At 71.1% G+C, this 4,052-nt stretch carries 3 protein-coding genes and 1 pseudogene; 2 read left to right on the forward strand and 2 right to left on the reverse strand.

Annotated features, from left to right (window positions below):
• The first annotated feature begins 115 nt into the window (after positions 1 to 115).
• A complete protein-coding gene (locus B551_RS14825) occupies positions 116 to 1,453 on the forward strand; it encodes a glycosyltransferase family 87 protein (RefSeq protein ID WP_006579903.1) in 1,338 nt (445 codons plus the stop codon).
• Between the two features lie 199 nt (positions 1,454 to 1,652).
• Positions 1,653 to 2,696 carry a glycosyltransferase family 2 protein gene (locus B551_RS14830; protein WP_023264417.1) on the forward strand — a complete coding sequence of 348 codons (1,044 nt, stop codon included), beginning with the start codon at positions 1,653 to 1,655 and terminating at the stop codon, positions 2,694 to 2,696.
• Between the two features lie 88 nt (positions 2,697 to 2,784).
• Here B551_RS14830 and B551_RS14835 read toward each other — a convergent pair whose 3' ends face one another.
• Both B551_RS14835 and B551_RS26615 read right to left on the reverse strand, forming a co-directional pair.
• The gene (locus tag B551_RS14835; RefSeq protein WP_006579901.1) at positions 2,785 to 3,561 is read right to left on the reverse strand and encodes a bifunctional 2-polyprenyl-6-hydroxyphenol methylase/3-demethylubiquinol 3-O-methyltransferase UbiG; all 777 of its coding nucleotides are present in this window, start codon (positions 3,559 to 3,561) and stop codon (positions 2,785 to 2,787) included.
• 9 nt (positions 3,562 to 3,570) lie between these two features.
• Positions 3,571 to 4,052 (reverse strand): annotated as a pseudogene (locus B551_RS26615) (hypothetical protein); the annotation flags it as partial.

The raw sequence follows: 4,052 nt of genomic DNA on the forward strand, positions 1-4,052 counted from the left end.
CGTGCTTCCGCGCGGAAACGTCGGCGCGCACAGCGCCCGCGCCGCCGTCGTTGCGGCGGCCGGCCCGCCTTGCGCCGCGGACAGCGTCTGATAGAACGAAGAGCAAGGCGACCGCGTGTCGCCGTTCGACGCCAACGAGAGCGACCCGATGACCGTCCACTCCGTTTCCATTGCCGCCACACCGCCGCGCGCACGCCCGCATTGGCTGACGCTGGAGCGCATGCGCCTGTATGCAGGTGCGATGCTGGTCGCGCAGCTGTCGATCGTCTGTGCGTGGGCGTGGATCACGCAGGGCTTCACGCTCGATACGATCGTTCGGCCCGGTGCCGACTTCTCGGTGTTCTGGAGCGCGTCGCACCTGCTGCGCGGCGCCGGGGCGCTCGCGGTCTACGACTACGCGCAGCTGCAGCCGGTGATCGCTGCGCATGGCTCGGTGCCGCCCGACTCCGGCTTCTATCTGCCCTGGCTCTATCCGCCGACCTTCCTGTGGGTGGTGCTGCCGCTGGCGTGGTTGCCGTTCGCATGGAGCTATGTCGCCTTCATCGGCCTGTCGGCGGCCGGCTATCTCGCGGCGCTGTTGCGCGTGACCGCGCTGGCTGCCCCGCCAAGGGCCGCGCGCGGCGCGGTGCTGCTGTCGCTGCTGGCCTTTCCCGGCCTGTTCCTCGCCGCGACCATCGGCCAGAACGCGTTGCTGACCGCGGCGCTCGCCGCATGGGCGCTGGTGCTGCTGCCGCGCCGGCCGGCGCTGGCCGGTGTGCTGATCGGCCTGCTGGCAATCAAGCCGCAGCTGGCGCTGATGTTTCCGGTGGCATTGATCGCCGGGCGCGAATGGCGGGCGCTGGCCGCCGCGGCGTTGACCGCGGCGCTGCTGGCGGCGGCCAGCATCGCCGCGTTCGGCTGGCATACGGTGCCGGCCTTCCTGACCGCGACCGCGGATGTCGGCGACATGCTGATTCATGAAGGCATTCGCGCCTGGTACGTCAGCCCGACGCTGCTGGCCTCGGTGCGGCTTGCCGGCGGCGCGCCGGCGCTGGCCTACGCGCTGCAGGCGGTGCTGACGCTGGCGACGATCGGGGCGCTGGCGTGTGTCTGGCATCGCCATCGCGATACCGGCCTGCGTGCCGCCGCGCTGGCCCTGGCGGCGATGCTGGCCACGCCGTATCTCTGGTACTACGAGCTGGCGTGGCTGGGCATCGCGGTGGCGGGGCTCGCGGTGGAAGGCGTGCGGCGCGGCTGGATGCCGGGGGAGCGTCTGCTGCTGGTCGCGCTGTGGTGCATGCCGCTGCTGATGTTCGCCAATGCGTTGGCGCAGCAGTGGCAGGGCGGGGTGCAGCTGCTGGCGTTGGGCATGGCCGCGGTATTGCGCCGTGCATGGCGCAGCGGCACCGATGTCGCCACCGATGATGCCGCCGATGTCGCCACCGACGGGGGAAATGGACATGTCACGACATGACAGGATCGGTGGAGCGGCCGCGCGCCGCCGCGACCCTGCTGGAGCGGGGAGGAGAACCGCCGGGGGCGCCGGGGAGGGCGCCCCCAAAGGCGGCCAGCATGGCGCCGCGGAGGACGGTCGGTGCTGTGCTTCATCTGCCGGCCCGGATGGCGATGTCGCGGGCGATGCATCGCCCAGCGCTTCCTTCACTTCCCCGTTGATGGCGTCCCGCGATCGCCGGACGCCCTGGCAGCGCGATACCCGCCTGCTGTCGCTGGTCGCGCCCTGCTACAACGAGAGCGACGCGATCGTGCCGTTCTTCTCGCGCGTGATCCCGGTGCTCGAAGCGATCCCCGGCATCCGCTTCGAGATCGTCTGCGTCAACGACGGCAGCGGCGACGACACGCTGCCGCGGCTGCTGGCGCAGGCCCGCGCCGATCCGCGCATCCGCGTGATCGACCTGACCCGCAACTTCGGCAAGGAGGCTGCCCTGACGGCGGGCATCGACGAGGCGTTCGGCGATGCGGTGGTGCCGATCGATGTCGATCTGCAGGACCCGCCCGAACTGATCGGCGAGATGGTGGCGCGCTGGTGCGACGGCGCCGAGGTGGTGCTGGCCCAGCGCGTCGACCGTGCCTGCGATTCGTGGCTCAAGCGCGTGACCGCCGGCGCCTACTACCGGCTGCACAACCGCATGTCGGAACTGCGGCTGCCGGAGAACGTCGGCGACTTCCGCCTGATGGACCGCGCGGTCGTCAACGCGCTGAAGAGCCTGCCCGAGCGGCGCCGCTTCATGAAGGGACTGTTCGCCTGGGTCGGGTTCCATACGGTGACCGTTCCGTACACGCGCGAGCCGCGCAGCGCGGGGCAGTCCAAGTTCTCCGGCTGGCGGCTGTGGAACTTCGCGCTCGAGGGCATCACCAGCTTCAGCACGGTGCCGCTGCGCAGCTGGACCTATATCGGCCTGGCGGTCGCCTTCGCCGCCTTCTGCTATGGCAGCTTCATCATCGGCCGCACGCTGTGGCTCGGCGTCGACGTGCCGGGCTACGCCTCGCTGCTGTGCGCGCTGCTGTTCTTTGGCGGACTGCAGTTGATCGGCGTCGGCGTGGTCGGCGAATACGTCGGCCGGATCTATCACGAGACCAAGGGCCGTCCGATCTATCTGGTGCGCCGGCGCTACCAGGAGCGTCCCGCCACGCAGGGGATCGGCGGCCGCCGCGTGATCGAGCTGGCGGCGGTGCAGCGCGGCGCGCGGACGCGCTGACGCGCTGACGCTTGGCCCCATCGATCAGCACCAATTGCGCCGCGGCAGGCGACGGCCGCGGCGTTTTCCTGTCGGCGGCGGCCGTCCGCTAGACCGCGCGCGCCACCGCCAGCAGCGATACCCCGAACGGCAAGGTGCCATGCCGCAGCCAGAGCCGCTCGCTGCGAAACAGCGCGTACAGCAGTGCGTTCAGCAACGCGGGCGGCATCGCGGTGCCGGTCGAGCCGCCGGCCTCGCCGGGCACGCCATGCTCGGGGTGCCGCGCATGCAGCGCGTCGCGCAAACGGTCGTGCCAGCGCGCCGCCACCGCGAGCGGAAACAGCACGGTGTTGAAGTAGCTCAGCGTTTCCACGCGCAGCCCGGCGTTACCGAGGCGCGTGCTCAGCGCGGTACGGCGATAGCGGCGCTGATGGTGCAAAAAGACATCATGGCGGCTCCAGAGCCACGGATGTGCCGGCACGGTCATCAGCGCTGCGCCGCCGGGCCGCAGCAGTCCACGCACCGCCAGCAGCGCGCCGGCATCGTCGGCGATGTGCTCGAGGCAGTCGAGCAGACAGACCAGATCGAAGCTGCCCGGGCGGAACGGCATCGTGTCGGGACAACGGCCGTCGGCAATCGGATAGCGGCCGGCCGTCTTGGCCACGGCCAGCCGTCGCGCCATCGCGTCCATTTCGAGTCCGCTGACCGTGCCGAAGCGCGCCAGCATGTCGAGATTGCCGCCGGTGCCGGCGCCGATCTCGAGGATCGCCGCGCCGGGCGGGAGCGCCAGCTGCGCGAGCACCGCGGCGACGATGTCGCGGCGCGCGCGGAACCACCAGTGGTCGGCTTCGGTCTGCGCCATTTCGAGATAGGCTTGCGGCGACATGATGCTCTCCTAGGGTAGAGGCCGCTCGGCTCGCGGCGGGCAATCGCGCGTGGCGTACAGCGACCAGTGCCCGGCGGAGCGCACCGATTCGACACGGCAGTCCGCCGTGGCGAAAAAGCCCGTGGGCAGAGGCGTCGCGCGCCGCACGAACAGATAGCGATAGCGTCCGCCGCCGTGGCGGTGCCAGTCGAAGCTGGCCGGGAAGGCGTTGTCCAGCATCTCGGCGGGGCCAAGGGGCGGCGCATGGCCGCCGCGATAGCGGACGATCTGCGGCAGGAACCAGGCGAAGTTGAAATCGACCAGCCCCTGCCGCCGGGCCTGGTACCACAGCGGGAAGTGCTGATAGGCGCCGGGATGCGCGGCGGCCTTGCTGCCGGCCTCGAATATCAGCATCAGGGCGCGCTGGCCGGGCGCGGCCGCGGCGAGCACCGCGTCGAAATCGCGCGTCTCGTCGGGGAAGGCCAGCGCGCGCCGCGCCTGCCAGCCCAGGT

This window comes from Cupriavidus sp. HPC(L), from assembly GCF_000307735.3.
Classification (GTDB): domain Bacteria; phylum Pseudomonadota; class Gammaproteobacteria; order Burkholderiales; family Burkholderiaceae; genus Cupriavidus.